Origin of the sequence: Escherichia sp. E4930 (assembly GCF_005845405.1) — a bacterium.
Taxonomy (GTDB): Bacteria; Pseudomonadota; Gammaproteobacteria; order Enterobacterales; family Enterobacteriaceae; genus Escherichia.
On sequence record NZ_VCDZ01000004.1, the window covers coordinates 336667 to 350924 of the forward strand.

Here is a 14258-nt window from a genome sequence, read left to right on the forward strand (position 1 = left end):
GCCATGCACCTGCTTCCTGAACTCGCCAGCCACCATGCGGTGTCAATTCCCGAGCTGCTCGTCAGCCGGGATGAAAGGCAAGCACGGCAACACGCCTGGCTCAAGCGCCATCCTGTTCCACTGGTCTCCTTTACCGTGGTTGCGCCGGGTCCGATTAAAGACAGCGAGGTCACACGCCGAATTTTTAATCATGGCGTGACAGCCTTGCGTGCCTTAGCCGCAAAACAGGGCTGGCAAATTCAGGAGCAGGCTGCACTGGTTTCCGCCAGCGGGCCGGAGGGCATGTTGAGCATTGCCGCTCCAGCTCGCGACCTCAAGCTCGCCACCATTGAGCTTGAACATAGCCATCCTCTCGGGCGTTTATGGGATATCGATGTCCTGACGCCCGAAGGCGAAATTCTCTCCCGCCGCGATTATTCGCTGCCGCCTCGCCGCTGCCTGCTATGCGAGCAAAGCGCAGCCGTCTGCGCGCGTGGAAAAACCCACCAACTGACCGATTTACTCAACCGCATGGAGGCGCTGCTGAACGATGTCGATGCCTGCAACGTCAACTAAAACCACAAAGCTTGCGACGTCATTAATCGATGAGTACGCCCTGCTGGGCTGGCGCGCCATGCTGACTGAAGTCAATCTGTCACCGAAACCAGGCCTCGTGGATCGCATTAACTGCGGTGCGCACAAAGATATGGCGCTGGAAGATTTCCACCGTAGCGCACTGGCGATCCAGGCCTGGTTACCCCGTTTTATCGAATTTGGTGCCTATAGTGCAGAAATGGCCCCCGAAGCAGTACTCCACGGATTACGCCCAATTGGTATGGCCTGTGAAGGCGATATGTTCCGTGCCACAGCGGGCGTAAACACGCATAAAGGCAGCATTTTTTCTTTAGGGCTACTGTGCGCGGCGATTGGCCGTTTGCTTCAGCTCAACCAGCCGGTAACGCCCGCAACCGTTTGTTCTACGGCGGCAAGTTTCTGCCGTGGTCTGACCGATCGCGAACTGCGTACCAATAATCAACAACTGACCGCAGGTCAACGGTTGTACCAGCAACTAGGCCTTACCGGCGCGCGCGGTGAAGCCGAAGCAGGTTATCCACTGGTGATCAACCACGCCCTGCCGCACTACCTCACTCTGCTGGATCAGGGGTTAGATCCTGAACTGGCATTGCTCGATACCTTGCTCCTACTGATGGCTACCAACGGCGATACCAATGTTGCATCGCGCGGTGGCGAGGGGGGCCTGCGCTGGCTACAGCGCGAGGCGCAAACATTATTGCAAAAAGGGGGCATTCGAACCCCCGCCGATCTCGATTATCTCCGGCAGTTCGACAGGGAGTGTATCGAACGAAATCTCAGTCCAGGCGGCAGTGCCGACCTGCTGATCCTTACCTGGTTTTTAGCACAGATTTAATTATTTAAGCACTTGATAAATTTGGAAATATTAATTTTCGGAGAGCCCGTATGTCTTTAGCAAAAGATAATATATGGAAACTATTGGCCTCACTGGTGGTGATGGGTGTCATGTTTCTTATCCCTGTCCCCGACGGTATGCCGCCGCAGGCATGGCATTACTTCGCTGTGTTTGTGGCAATGATTGTCGGAATGATCCTCGAGCCAATCCCGGCAACAGCGATCAGTTTTATTGCGGTTACTATTTGCGTGATTGGCAGTAATTACCTGCTCTTTGATGCCAAAGAATTAGCTGACCCAGCGTTTAATGCGCAAAAACAGGCGCTGAAATGGGGGCTGGCTGGTTTTTCCAGTACCACAGTCTGGCTGGTATTTGGCGCATTTATTTTTGCATTAGGATATGAAGTTTCCGGGTTAGGTCGTCGCATTGCCCTTTTCCTGGTGAAATTCATGGGCAAACGCACGCTGACGTTGGGTTATGCGATTGTCATTATCGACATTCTGCTGGCACCGTTTACACCGTCCAACACCGCGCGCACCGGGGGTACGGTTTTCCCGGTCATTAAAAACCTGCCGCCGCTATTTAAATCATTCCCGAACGATCCGTCCGCGCGTCGTATTGGCGGCTATTTGATGTGGATGATGGTCATTAGTACCAGTCTGAGTTCTTCCATGTTTGTCACTGGTGCAGCACCAAACGTGCTGGGTCTGGAGTTCGTCAGCAAAATTGCTGGCATCCAGATTAGCTGGTTGCAGTGGTTCCTCTGCTTCCTGCCGGTTGGGGTTATCTTGCTTATCATTGCGCCGTGGCTTTCCTACGTGCTGTACAAACCGGAAATCACACACAGTGAAGAAGTGGCAACCTGGGCGGGTGATGAACTAAAAACCATGGGGGCGCTGACACGCAGAGAGTGGACGCTGATTGGCCTTGTATTACTCAGCTTAGGTTTATGGGTATTTGGCAGCGAAGTGATTAACGCCACTGCGGTTGGTCTGCTGGCAGTTTCGCTGATGCTGGCCCTGCACGTTGTGCCGTGGAAAGACATTACCCGCTATAACAGCGCATGGAACACGCTGGTTAACCTGGCAACGCTGGTCGTCATGGCTAATGGCCTGACTCGTTCCGGATTTATCGACTGGTTCGCCAGCACCATGAGTACGCATCTGGAAGGTTTTTCGCCAAATGCGACGGTTATCGTCCTCGTGCTGGTGTTCTATTTTGCTCATTACCTGTTTGCCAGTCTGTCTGCGCACACTGCAACCATGCTGCCGGTCGTTCTGGCGGTCGGTAAAGGGATTCCGGGCGTACCGATGGAACAACTGTGTATTCTGCTGGTGCTGTCTATCGGTATCATGGGCTGTCTGACCCCATATGCTACTGGCCCTGGTGTGATTATTTACGGCTGCGGCTATGTGAAATCAAAAGATTACTGGCGTCTTGGGGCTATCTTCGGGGTGATTTATATTGCCATGCTGCTTCTGGTAGGCTGGCCGATTCTCGCCATGTGGAACTAATACGTTCGCCAAACGCTGAATAAATCACCGCGCCCGCCAGGTTAGCCAACCTGGCGGGCTTTTTTATGATTTAATAGATAGTATTCAGTGCATGTATGAGTTCCACACCCACTATGAAAACATTCTGGCGTAACGCCGCTTTACTGGCGGCTTCTCTGCTCCCCTTATCTTCTGTCAACGCCGCTGCATTACAGGCAAAACAATATGGCGATTTTGATCGTTACGTTTTAGCTCTTTCCTGGCAAACCGGGTTTTGCCAGAGTCAGCACGATCGAAATCGTAACGAACGCGATGAGTGTCGACTGCAAACCGAAACGAACAACAAGGCCGATTTTCTGACCGTTCATGGCCTGTGGCCAGGATTGCCTAAATCGGTTGCTGCGCGTGGCGTTGATGAACGCCGCTGGATGCGCTTCGGCTGCGCCACTCGCCCAGTCCCAAACCTGCCGGAAGCTCGCGCCAGCCGGATGTGTTCTTCACCGGAAACAGGGTTATCGCTGGAAACAGCAGCTAAATTGAGTGAAGTTATGCCGGGCGCAGGTGGTCGTTCCTGTCTGGAACGTTATGAATACGCGAAACACGGCGCCTGCTTTGGTTTTGATCCGGACGCTTACTTCGGTACGATGGTACGTCTGAATCAAGAAATTAAAGAGAGCGAAGCCGGAAAATTCCTTGCGGATAACTACGGTAAAACAGTGAGCCGCCGTGACTTTGATGCCGCCTTTGCCAAAAGCTGGGGAAAAGAGAACGTCAAAGCAGTCAAGTTAACCTGCCAGGGTAATCCCGCATATTTGACTGAAATCCAGATTTCAATCAAAGCTGACGCCATCAATGCGCCGCTTTCTGCAAACTCATTCTTGCCACAACCACACCCAGGCAACTGTGGCAAAAACTTTGTGATTGATAAAGCAGGTTATTGAGATCCAGCGCAGCGGAAGTTAATCCATCACGAAAATTTATCCCTTACGCTGTTTTTCGATTAAGATTTATACAAATCGCTCAGCATTAAGGAATTACCTGAATGTGATGTAAATCACTTCAAAGAGTGAGCAACAGTCAGTATCATCATATGAGCTAAACCCTCGCCGCCTGACGGTGAGGGTTTTCTTTTGGGTATGTTTATCTGCGACACTCGCAGTACCGACGACATGGAGTAAAAATGTCCAGACCAACAATCATCATTAACGACCTGGATGCCGAACGCATCGATATTCTGCTGGAGCAACCTGCCTATGCCGGTTTGCCAATCGCCGACGCGTTAAACGCAGAGTTGGATCGCGCCCAAATGTGTTCGCCAGAAGAGATGCCACACGATGTGGTGACGATGAACAGCCGGGTTAAATTCCGCAATCTTAGCGATGGCGAAGTCCGTGTGCGTACACTGGTGTATCCGGCAAAGATGACCGACAGCAATACTCAACTTTCCGTTATGGCTCCGGTTGGTGCCGCACTGCTGGGGTTGCGCGTTGGCGATACCATCCACTGGGAACTTCCGGGCGGCGTTGCTACCCACCTTGAAGTGCTGGAACTCGAATACCAGCCTGAAGCCGCTGGCGAGTACCTGCTTTAATCCCATCTGCACAAGCGTTATTCGCTTTGCCCGGAGGATGCTTCTGCATCCTCTTTCCGCTCAAATATCAACCAGATTTATCATTTTGCTCTTCACCGCTGCGTTCTAATCTGAACAAGTTATCCACCAGCGGATCCCCCCTATGAGCGAAGCTCTCGGTATTACTGCGTTTTATATATTCATTGCAGCAATTATTGTTGTGGCAGTGCTATATCTTGAGCAACGCTGGTAGTAGCTGACTTAATCCATTTTCCAGATCAATTGCTATCCCAGATCAAATCAACTTCGCAAATCATAGAATCATAATCAATAATATGCTGTTATATGTTCATGCAATAGCAAGGAGGGAATGCTTATGTACAAAACAATCATTATGCCAGTAGACGTATTTGAAATGGAATTGAGCGACAAAGCCGTTCGTCACGCTGAATTTCTCGCCCAGGATGATGGCGTAATTCATTTACTCCATGTATTACCGGGCGCCGCAAGCCTTAGTCTGCACCGTTTTGCTGCTGATGTGCGTCGTTTCGAAGAACATTTGCAACATGAAGCCGAAGAACGCTTACAGACAATGGTCGGCCATTTCAATATTGATCCATCCCGTATCAAACCACATGTCCGTTTTGGTAACGTGCGAGATGAAGTGAACGAATTAGCTAAAGAACTGGATGCGGATGTTGTGGTTATCGGTTCGCGAAATCCATCGATTTCAACCCATCTGTTAGGTTCCAACGCTTCCAACGTGATCCGCCACGCCAATCTGCCGGTATTAGTCGTTCGTTAACAAATTAACGCATTTATGACGCCCTGCCCTGAGCAATCCCGGCAGGGCGTTTTTTATAAAAAAAGCCGCCAGGTTTGACCCCGGCGGGCTAAGCAATTGCAGGTGAATCTTACTTCTTCTTATGCAGTTTTGGTGCGAATCAGGTAGTCAAAAGCGCTCAGAGAGGCTTTAGCACCTTCGCCAGTAGCGATGATGATCTGCTTGTACGGAACCGTCGTACAGTCACCGGCAGCGAACACGCCTTTGACGTTGGTTTCGCATTTCGCATCAATGATTATCTCACCCATACGATTACGTTCGACTGCGCCTTCCAGCCAGTTGGTGTTCGGCAGCAGACCAATCTGGACGAAAATACCGGCCAGTTCGATGTTGTGAATATCGCCGCTGACACGATCTCGATATTCCAGACCAACGACTTTGCTGCCGTCGCCTTTCACTTCCGTGGTTTGCGCATTCAGAATAATGTCGACGTTTTTCAGGCTGCGCAGTTTATCCTGCAGAACCTGGTCAGCTTTCATTTCTGGGGCAAATTCCAGCAGCGTTACGTGTTCAACAATCCCTGCCAGGTCGATTGCCGCTTCCACACCGGAGTTACCGCCGCCGATGACCGCTACGCGTTTGCCTTTAAACAGTGGGCCGTCGCAGTGCGGGCAGTAGGTCACGCCTTTGGTGCGATACTGATCTTCGCCCGGAACGTTCATGTTGCGCCATTTTGCACCGGTCGCCACGATAATGCTGCGAGCTTTCAGTACCGCGCCAGAAGCTGTTTCAATCTGATGCAGGCCGCCTTCAACCGCTGCCGGGATCAGTTTGCTCGCGCTCTGGCTATCAATCACATCAACATCGTATTCATCAACGTGAACCTTCAGCGCGCCTGCCAGTTTTTGGCCTTCGGTTTTCGGCACAGAGATGTAGTTTTCGATATCAACAGTATCGAGGATCTGACCGCCGAAACGTTCGCCCATCAGACCCGTACGGATGCCTTTACGTGCGGAGTAAATTGCTGCCGCAGCCCCTGCCGGGCCAGAACCGACAATCAGCACATCGTAAGCGTCACGCTTGTTCAGCTCTTCTGCCGCACGTTTTTCAGCGCCAGTATCAATTTTGGCGACGATTTCAGTCAACGTCATGCGGCCCTGACCAAACTCTTTCCCGTTTACGAACACTGCCGGAACGCCCATCACGTTACGATCGGTGATCTCGTTCTGGAAGGTGCCGCCATCAATTGCTGTGTGCTTAATACGCGGGTTCAGTACGCTCATCAGATTCAGCGCCTGCACCACGTCCGGGCAGTTGTGGCAAGAGAGCGAATAATAAGTTTCGAATTCAAAATCACCGTCAATATGGCGAATCTGCTCCAGCAGAGACTGTGCTTCTTTCGACGGATGACCACCGGTCCACAGCAACGCCAGTACCAGTGAGGTGAACTCATGACCCAGCGGGGAGCCTGCAAAACGCGGCCCCTGGTTGGAACCTGGGTTGGTGATCAGGAAAGACGGCTTACGCACCGGCAAGCTGTTATCTTCTTTAAAGGTGACTTTGTCTGACAGTTCTGCGATTTCAGCCAACAGTTCCTTGATTTCTGCCGATTTAGCGCTGTCATCCAGCGTGGCAATCAACTCAACAGGCTTGGTCAATTTCTCAAGATAGGCCTTGAGTTGAGTTTTCATATTTGTGTCGAGCATGTTTATCTCCTGGGCTTTAAACATCATCATGCAAGCGGCCTCTGCGGCTACCTGGATGCAGCTTGCATCATGGTGCGGGGAACAAAATCGGGTGCCGCAGCACCCGAAGAATTAGGTGAATTTCCGAAGTATTTCGCGCCGGAGTTGGTAGCGCGAAAGACGAAGGAAATTTAGATTTTACCAACCAGGTCCAGAGACGGAGCCAGAGTTGCTTCACCTTCTTTCCATTTAGCCGGGCAAACTTCACCTGGGTGAGAAGCTACATACTGAGCAGCTTTGATTTTACGCAGCAGGTCAGACGCGTCACGGCCAATGCCTTCAGCGGTAACTTCGATTGCCTGGATGATACCCTGCGGGTCAACAACGAAGGTCGCGCGGTCAGCCAGACCTTCGTCTTCACGCATGTTGTCGAAGTTACGGGTCAGGGCGCCAGTCGGGTCGCCGATCATTGCGTATTTGATTTTCGCGATGGTTTCAGAGCTGCTGTGCCATGCTTTGTGGGTGAAGTGAGTATCGGTAGATACTGCGTATACATCTACGCCCAGTTTCTGCAGTTCTTCGTAATGGTCTGCAACGTCGCCCAGTTCGGTCGGGCATACGAAAGTAAAGTCAGCCGGGTAGAAGAAGAAGACGCTCCAGCGGCCTTCGGTATCTTTCTCGGTTACTTCAATGAATTCGCCGTTTTTGAATGCCTGGTTTTTAAAAGGTTTAATTTTGGTGTTAATCAAGGACATCTATACTTCCTCCGTGTTTTCGATGAGATGTAAGGTAACCAATTTTTGCCGATTCGGCTAATGCGTTTCCATTATCAAATCGATAAGTTTTACCTTACAACCTTCGTAAGACAACTTTGTGAACTTTGCACCGCCAGCGGCGATAAAAAGTAAAATGGGCCCCCTTTCCAGGTGACCGTGTAATCTGAACTACCCTTTGGTATCTTCAGCGCCTGTTCAGCAGGCTGCGGTGTTGCCCTTACAAATGCAACAACGACATGGATTACAACACCCTCATAAACAAAGGGCAATCACCTGTTCTAAGCTCTTACCTATGACAGTGATAGGTTATGCCTTTTACTCAAATTTTGCACTGACTGAAAAGGACAAATTAATGTTAAAAAAGATACTTTTATTGGCTCTGCTTCCTGCAGTCGCCTTCGCAGAGGAACTTCCAGCCCCAGTAAAAGCCATTGAAAAACAGGGTATTACTATCCTCAAATCTTTTGATGCCCCCGGGGGAATGAAAGGTTATCTCGGAAAGTATCAGGATATGGGAGTTACTATCTACCTGACACCAGACGGCAAGCACGCCATCTCAGGTTATATGTACAACGAAAAAGGTGAAAACCTGAGTAACACGCTTATTGAGAAAGAAATTTATGCGCCAGTCGGTCGAGAAATGTGGCAACGGATGGAGCAATCCCACTGGATCCTCGACGGCAAAAAAGATGCGCCTGTTGTGGTTTATGTCTTTGCCGATCCATTTTGTCCGTATTGTAAACAGTTCTGGCAGCAGACGCGCCCGTGGGTTGAGGCTGGTAAAGTTCAGCTTCGCACACTACTGGTTGGCGTAATCAAACCGGAAAGCCCAGCGACCGCTGCGGCGATCCTCGCGGCTAAAGATCCGGCTAAAGCATGGCAAGAGTATGAAGCATCAGACAAGAAGCTAAAGCTAAACATTCCGGCCACCGTTGGTGCAGAGCAAATGAAAATCTTAAGTGCCAATGAAAAACTGATGGATGAACTTGGCGCAAACGTCACGCCTGCTATCTACTACATGAGCCCGGAGAATACATTGCAACAGGCGGTCGGATTACCGGATCAAAAGACCTTAAATATCATCATGGGAAATAAATAATATTAAATCATGGATAACTGGAATATATACGGCTTTTCAGTTATCCTGAAAAACGCAAGAATTGATCACAAACAATAAATCGGCTATGCTATTTTAGAAAAACTTAATCATGAGTTAAGTAAAAGAACATAATAAATACAAATATATTAATTCATATTATATATTTGATGAATATCATGATGAGTGCAATGATATGAATGGAGTACATCATGGCCAATCTTTACGACTTAAAAAAATTTGACTTGAATTTACTGGTAATCTTCGAGTGCATTTACCAACATCTCAGCATTAGTAAGGCTGCAGAATCGCTATATATAACGCCCTCTGCGGTTAGTCAGTCCCTGCAGCGCTTACGTACGCAATTTAATGATCCTTTGTTTACTCGTGCCGGAAAAGGTATTACGCCAACGACTACTGGGTTAAATCTTCATCATCATCTTGAGAAAAACCTTAGAAACCTGGAACAAACAATAAATATCGTCAATAAATCTGAATTAAAGAAAAAATTTATAATTTATGGTCCACAATTCATCTCTGCGACAAACAGCAGCCTTTTGATCAATAGTCTGCGCCAGGATGCGGTTATCGACATTGAACATCATGACATTATGATGGCCGCAGAAAGCGCCGAAGATTTACTGGCTTACCGCAAAGCGGATCTCGTAGTGACATTGGCACCAGTTATCAGTCGTTCTGTGAGCTGCATCCCTTTTCAGTCAATTCGTAATACACTCATCTGTAGTACTACCCATCCGAGAATAAATGAACGGAGCACCCATGCACAAATTCTTGATGAAGAATTTACCTTTCTGATATCTAAAATCCCTGGATTAGAAGATTTCCAGATGGAAATAGAAGCACTCATGGCAAACCGTAAAATATCGTTTCGTAGTTCCTCTCTGTTTACCATTATTAATACAATTGCAGTTACCGATTTAATTGGTATTGTGCCTTACGAATTATACCGCAGTTATCATAAAATACTTCAGCTAAAACAAATAAAACTTGAACACCCGTTGCCTTCAAACACACTTTATATGTCCTATAATAAATCATCATTAAATAACCTTGCGTTCTCACGATTCATTGATCGTTTGAATGACAATTTATAATAAACATCTATCCGTTGGCAAAATGTTTTTCAATGAAAAATTCACAATGTAAATACATAAAATAATATATCTTATTTGAATTTATTTACTTTATAATTAAAAAACTATCGCATTATCTACCTGTCAGGTTCAGAGAGCATCTTTAGATGTCTATTTATAAAATTCCTCTTCCGCTCAATATTCTGGAAGCTGCACAAGAGCGTATTACCTGGACACTCAACACCCTACCCCGCGTTTGTGTCTCATTTTCTGGCGGTAAAGATTCAGGCTTAATGCTTCATCTAACCGCGAATCTGGCCAGAAAAATGGGCAAAAAAATATACGTTCTGTTTATCGACTGGGAAGCACAGTTTTCTTTAACTATTCACTATATTCAGTCCCTACGAGAGCAGTATGCAGATGTCATTGAAGAGTTTTATTGGGTAGCGCTGCCTCTTACGACGCAAAACTCTCTTTCTCAGTATCAACCCGAATGGCAATGCTGGGAACCTGATGTTGAATGGGTACGCCAGCCTCCGGAAGATGCAATAACCGATCCTGCTTATTTCCCGTTTTACCAGTCAGGCATGACTTTTGAACATTTCGTGCGTGAATTTGCCGAATGGTTTTCGCAAAAACGTCCGGCGGCGATGATGATCGGCATCCGGGCTGACGAGTCCTATAACCGTTTCGTTGCTATCGCCAGTTCGAATAAACAGCGTTTTGCCGACGATAAACCCTGGACTACGGCTGCACCAGGCGGTCATAGCTGGTACATTTACCCCATCTACGACTGGAAAGTGGCTGATATCTGGACCTGGTATGCAAATCATCAAAGTCTCTGCAACCCTCTGTATAACCTAATGTATCAGGCAGGCGTCCCTCTGCGTCACATGCGAATTTGCGAACCTTTTGGCCCGGAGCAACGACAGGGATTATGGCTCTATCACGTTATCGAACCGGATCGCTGGGCTGCTATGTGCGCACGAGTCAGCGGTGTAAAAAGCGGCGGCATTTACGCCGGACATGACAATCATTTCTATGGGCATCGGAAAATCCTCAAGCCAGAGCATTTAGACTGGCAAGAGTATGCATTATTGCTGCTCGATAGCATGCCGAAGAAAACAGCTGAGCATTACCGCAATAAAATCGCCATTTATTTGCACTGGTATCAGAAAAAAGGCATCGAGGTTCCACAAACCCAGCAAGGGGACATTGGCACGAAAGATATCCCCTCCTGGCGGCGAATATGCAAAGTTTTACTCAATAACGATTACTGGTGCCGGGCATTATCATTTAGTCCTACGAAAGCGAAGAACTATCAGCGTTATAACGAACGGATAAAAGGAAAACGTCAGGAATGGGGGATACTATGCAACAACGATTAACGCAGGATTTAACCCAATTTCTCGCCAGCTTGCCGGAAGACGATCGCATCAAAGCGATTAATGAAATCCGCATGGCGATCCATCAGGTTAGCCCCTTTCGTGAAGAGCCCGTGGATTGCGTTCTGTGGGTTAAAAATAGCCAGCTCGTGCCGAATGATTACAACCCCAATAATGTGGCACCACCAGAGAAAAAACTGCTGCAAAAATCCATTGAAATAGATGGCTTTACGCAACCCATTGTGGTCACGCATACAGATAAAAATGCTCTGGAAATTGTTGATGGTTTTCACCGCCATGAAATAGGTAAAGGCTTATCATCGTTAAAATTACGCTTAAAAGGTTATTTACCGGTGACCTGTCTTGAAGGTACGCGTAATCAACGCATCGCTGCAACAATTCGCCACAACCGCGCTCGTGGACGCCATCAAATCACCGCCATGTCAGAAATCGTCCGTGAACTCAGCCAGTTGGGATGGGACGACAATAAAATCGGCAAAGAGCTGGGAATGGACAGCGACGAGGTGCTGCGCCTGAAACAAATTAACGGCCTGCAAGAACTGTTTGCCGACCGTCAATATTCCCGCGCCTGGACAGTTAAATAACTACAACTGGCGCAGGCGTTCAGCTGCTGCCAACAACGTCGATTCCTTCTTGGCAAAACAGAGACGAATCAGTTTATGTGGGAAGGGATCGGCGCAAAACACCGACAGCGGAATCGCCGCTACACCGTGCTCCCGCGTCAGCCACTGGCAAAACTCAACATCATCCAGGGCAGAAACCGCGCTGTAATCCACCAGCAAAAAGTATGTTCCTTCGCACGGTAAAATCTCCAGCCGGCTTTCATTTAAGGCATTCACCAGAATATCGCGCTTCTGGCGATAAAAGTCCGGTAACGCAAGATAATGCTCAGGTTCTGCACGTAGCATATCCGCAAGCGCCAGCTGTGCCGGGGTATTCACCGAAAAGGTCAGATACTGATGTACCTTGCGAATTTCGGCACTGATGGGCGCTGGCGCAACGCAATAACCCACTTTCCAGCCGGTCATATGATAGGTCTTGCCAAATGAAGAAACTGCCACCGCCCGCTCACGCAACTGCGGATGCGCCAGCACGCTGGCATGGCCCTGCTGTGAAAAGTTGATGTGCTCGTAGACTTCATCGCTAATGACAAAAATCTCGTGCCCGGCAATTGCCTGCCACAAAGCGGCGAAATCAGCCTGCTGCCAGACAGTAGCACTGGGGTTATGTGGGGTGTTGAGGATCACCAGTCGGGTGCGCTCGCTTAACAATGCGGCAAACTCCTGCCAGTTAACGCGAAAATGCGGTGGTTGCAGTGCCATACGCTTCACTATTCCCCCAGAAAGCGCGATGGCGGGGGCGTAACTGTCATAGCTGGGATCAAAACAAATCACTTCATCGCCATTGCGCACCAATGCGGTAATCGCCGCGTATAACGCCTCCGTCGCCCCTGCCGTTACGGTGATATCGCTATCGGCATCTGGTTGATAGCCATACAAACGTTCCGTTTTCTGAGCAATCGCCTCGCGCAATGCCTGCACGCCGGTCATGGGCGCGTATTGGTTTGCCCCCTGGGCAACGTGGTACGCCAGCCGCTCCTGTAAATAGCGCGGACCATCAAAATCAGGAAAGCCTTGCGACAGGTTAATCGCCTGATGTTGCTGCGCCAGCGTGCTCATCTGGGTGAAAATAGTGGTGCCAAGTTGTGGAAGTTTGCTTTGTGGAATCAGAGGGTTATTTGTCATTTTTATTGTACCTGACGAAGTTGCGTGTTGAAGGCACTATAACACGATGCTAGTATTTGGCAATCAAGACGTTTAGATGTCTAAATAAAACAATAAGGACAACACAACATGCCTCACAATCCTATCCGCGTGGTCGTCGGCCCGGCTAACTACTTTTCTCATCCTGGAAGTTTCAATCACCTGCACGATTTTTTCACTGATGAACAACTTTCTCGCGCGGTGTGGATCTACGGCGAACGCGCCATTGCTGCGGCGCAAACCAAACTTCCGCCAGCGTTTGAACTGCGGGGGGCAAAGCATATTTTGTTTCGCGGTCATTGCAGCGAAAGCGATGTACAGCAACTGGCGGCTGAGTCCGGTGACGATCGCAGCGTAGTGATTGGCGTCGGCGGCGGCGCACTGCTCGACACCGCGAAAGCCCTCGCCCGCCGTCTCGGTCTGCCGTTTGTTGCCGTTCCGACGATCGCCGCTACCTGCGCCGCCTGGACACCGCTCTCCGTCTGGTATAACGATGCCGGACAGGCGCTGCATTATGAGATTTTCGACGACGCCAATTTTATGGTGCTGGTGGAACCGGAGATTATCCTCAATGCGCCGCAACAATATCTGCTGGCGGGGATCGGTGACACGCTGGCGAAATGGTATGAAGCGGTAGTACTGGCCCCGCAACCAGAAACGTTGCCGCTAACCGTGCGTCTGGGGATTAATAACGCGCAGGCCATTCGCGACGTCTTGTTAAACAGTAGCGAGCAGGCGCTTGCCGATCAGCAAAATCAGCAGTTAACACAATCATTTTGCGATGTGGTGGATGCCATTATTGCCGGAGGCGGAATGGTCGGTGGTCTGGGCGATCGTTTTACGCGTGTGGCGGCGGCTCATGCCGTGCATAACGGTCTGACTGTCCTGCCGCAAACCGAGAAGTTTCTCCACGGCACCAAAGTCGCCTACGGAATTCTGGTGCAAAGCGCCTTGCTGGGTCAGGATGATGTGCTCGCGCAATTAACTGGAGCGTATCAGCGTTTTCATCTGCCGACTACGCTGGCGGAGCTGGAAGTGGATATCAATAATCAGGCGGAGATCGACAAAGTGATTGCCCACACCTTACGTCCGGTGGAATCCATTCATTATCTGCCAGTCACGCTGACACCAGATACGTTGCGTGCAGCGTTCAAAAAAGTGGAATCGTTTAAAGCCTGACGTA

14 protein-coding genes are annotated in these 14258 nt (G+C 49.2%); 11 read left to right on the forward strand and 3 right to left on the reverse strand.

From position 1 onward, the window contains the following. Positions 1-3 precede the first annotated feature (3 nt). The 6 genes from citX (at position 4) to uspG (ending at position 5276) form a co-directional block, all read left to right on the forward strand. Positions 4-555, forward strand: a complete 552-nt coding sequence (gene citX / locus FFT88_RS08565; protein ID WP_000550408.1) for a citrate lyase holo-[acyl-carrier protein] synthase — start codon at positions 4-6, stop codon at positions 553-555. Beyond that, positions 530-1408: a triphosphoribosyl-dephospho-CoA synthase CitG gene (gene citG, locus FFT88_RS08570; protein WP_135404615.1), complete on the forward strand. Its 879-nt coding sequence runs from the start codon at positions 530-532 to the stop codon at positions 1406-1408. Before citX ends, citG begins: the two co-directional genes overlap by 26 nt. 50 nt (positions 1409-1458) lie before the next feature. Beyond that, positions 1459-2922 (forward strand): citrate/succinate antiporter CitT, encoded by a 1464-nt coding sequence (citT, locus tag FFT88_RS08575; RefSeq protein WP_135404616.1) that lies wholly within the window; start codon positions 1459-1461, stop codon positions 2920-2922. A gap of 113 nt (positions 2923-3035) precedes the next feature. Then, the gene (gene rna, locus FFT88_RS08580) at positions 3036-3842 is read left to right on the forward strand and encodes a ribonuclease I (RefSeq protein WP_135404617.1); all 807 of its coding nucleotides are present in this window, start codon (positions 3036-3038) and stop codon (positions 3840-3842) included. 239 nt (positions 3843-4081) lie between these two features. Beyond that, positions 4082-4492 carry a nucleoside diphosphate kinase regulator gene (gene rnk, locus FFT88_RS08585; protein ID WP_130219417.1) on the forward strand — a complete coding sequence of 137 codons (411 nt, stop codon included), beginning with the start codon at positions 4082-4084 and terminating at the stop codon, positions 4490-4492. 355 nt (positions 4493-4847) lie between these two features. Beyond that, positions 4848-5276, forward strand: coding sequence for a universal stress protein UspG (gene uspG, locus FFT88_RS08590; RefSeq protein WP_130206453.1), 429 nt, complete (start codon positions 4848-4850; stop codon positions 5274-5276). Between the two features lie 119 nt (positions 5277-5395). Here uspG and ahpF read toward each other — a convergent pair whose 3' ends face one another. Both ahpF and ahpC read right to left on the reverse strand, forming a co-directional pair. Further along, on the reverse strand, positions 5396-6961 hold the full coding sequence (gene ahpF / locus FFT88_RS08595) for an alkyl hydroperoxide reductase subunit F (protein WP_000887629.1): 1566 nt from the start codon (positions 6959-6961) through the stop codon (positions 5396-5398). 170 nt (positions 6962-7131) lie between these two features. After that, a complete protein-coding gene (gene ahpC / locus FFT88_RS08600; RefSeq protein ID WP_130222584.1) occupies positions 7132-7695 on the reverse strand; it encodes an alkyl hydroperoxide reductase subunit C in 564 nt (187 codons plus the stop codon). A 373-nt stretch (positions 7696-8068) separates the two neighbouring features. On the opposite strand from ahpC, the gene dsbG reads away from it, so the two are divergent. From dsbG to FFT88_RS08620, 4 genes are all read left to right on the forward strand, one after another. Then, positions 8069-8815: a thiol:disulfide interchange protein DsbG gene (gene dsbG, locus FFT88_RS08605; protein ID WP_135404665.1), complete on the forward strand. Its 747-nt coding sequence runs from the start codon at positions 8069-8071 to the stop codon at positions 8813-8815. A 209-nt stretch (positions 8816-9024) separates the two neighbouring features. Beyond that, positions 9025-9927, forward strand: a complete 903-nt coding sequence (locus FFT88_RS08610) for a LysR family transcriptional regulator (protein WP_135404618.1) — start codon at positions 9025-9027, stop codon at positions 9925-9927. Positions 9928-10073: 146 nt separating this feature from the next. Continuing rightward, entirely contained in the window at positions 10074-11294 is a 1221-nt protein-coding gene (locus FFT88_RS08615) for a phosphoadenosine phosphosulfate reductase (RefSeq protein ID WP_135404619.1), read from the forward strand. Beyond that, entirely contained in the window at positions 11267-11896 is a 630-nt protein-coding gene (locus FFT88_RS08620; RefSeq protein ID WP_130219409.1) for a ParB/RepB/Spo0J family partition protein, read from the forward strand. Before FFT88_RS08615 ends, FFT88_RS08620 begins: the two co-directional genes overlap by 28 nt. Here the strand turns inward: FFT88_RS08620 and ybdL are convergent, their stop codons facing one another. Continuing rightward, positions 11897-13057: a methionine-oxo-acid transaminase gene (gene ybdL, locus FFT88_RS08625; protein WP_135404620.1), complete on the reverse strand. Its 1161-nt coding sequence runs from the start codon at positions 13055-13057 to the stop codon at positions 11897-11899. It abuts the gene before it with no gap. Positions 13058-13165: 108 nt separating this feature from the next. On the opposite strand from ybdL, the gene hcxA reads away from it, so the two are divergent. After that, positions 13166-14254 (forward strand): hydroxycarboxylate dehydrogenase HcxA, encoded by a 1089-nt coding sequence (hcxA, locus tag FFT88_RS08630; RefSeq protein ID WP_135404621.1) that lies wholly within the window; start codon positions 13166-13168, stop codon positions 14252-14254. The last annotated feature ends 4 nt before the right edge of the window (positions 14255-14258 follow it).